We start from the raw sequence: 695 nt of genomic DNA on the forward strand, positions 1-695 counted from the left end.
GCCGTATCGGAAGGTGCGGCTGGATCACCTCCTTTCTATGGAGAATCGTCTGCTGCAACGCAGACATTCCATCCCGCTTCTCTCTCGGGAATCACAAATAAGAGACTCCCTTCACTATCCGGTTTTGAGAGAGAAAACTCTTTCAACTAAAAAAATGCGTTTGGTAGTAATGGCGGAGGGGTTCCACACGTTCCCATCTCGAACACGACCGTTAAGCCCTCCAGCGCCGATGGTACTTGGACCGCAGGGTCCCGGGAGAGTAGGACGCTGCCAAGCGTGTTTCTTATGGGCCCTTAGCTCAGCTGGTTAGAGCGCACCCCTGATAAGGGTGAGGTCGGTGGTTCGAGTCCACTAGGGCCCACCATTTCTAAAATTCATAGTTCTATTTCCTTTTATGGGGCCATAGCTCAGCTGGGAGAGCGCCTGCCTTGCAAGCAGGAGGTCAGCGGTTCGATCCCGCTTGGCTCCACCATAATTGTTTTGAATGGCATGATTTGTTCTTTGAAAACTGGATACCGAAACGATAACTTTGCGTCTGGAATACTTCTTCCCTAGCGGAAGTAAGTGTTTCAATCGAAACATGGTTAAGCAAGTAAGAGCGCACGGTGGATGCCTAGGCACCAGGAGCCGATGAAGGACGCGACGAACCGCGATAGTGCTTCGGGGAGCTGTAAGTAAGCGTTGATCCGGAGATT

2 tRNA genes and 2 rRNA genes are annotated in these 695 nt (G+C 51.5%); all 4 read left to right on the forward strand.

The annotated features are described in order from the left end of the window. Positions 1-159 precede the first annotated feature (159 nt). Positions 160-276, forward strand: a 5S ribosomal RNA gene (gene rrf, locus QWJ34_RS27005). A gap of 11 nt (positions 277-287) precedes the next feature. Further along, a tRNA-Ile gene (locus QWJ34_RS27010) sits at positions 288-364 on the forward strand. 32 nt (positions 365-396) lie between these two features. Continuing rightward, positions 397-472, forward strand: a tRNA-Ala gene (locus QWJ34_RS27015). 110 nt (positions 473-582) lie between these two features. After that, positions 583-695 (forward strand): 23S ribosomal RNA (locus QWJ34_RS27020); the annotation flags it as partial.

The organism is Saccharibacillus sp. CPCC 101409 (genome assembly GCF_030518235.1).
Taxonomy (GTDB): Bacteria; Bacillota; Bacilli; order Paenibacillales; family Paenibacillaceae; genus Saccharibacillus.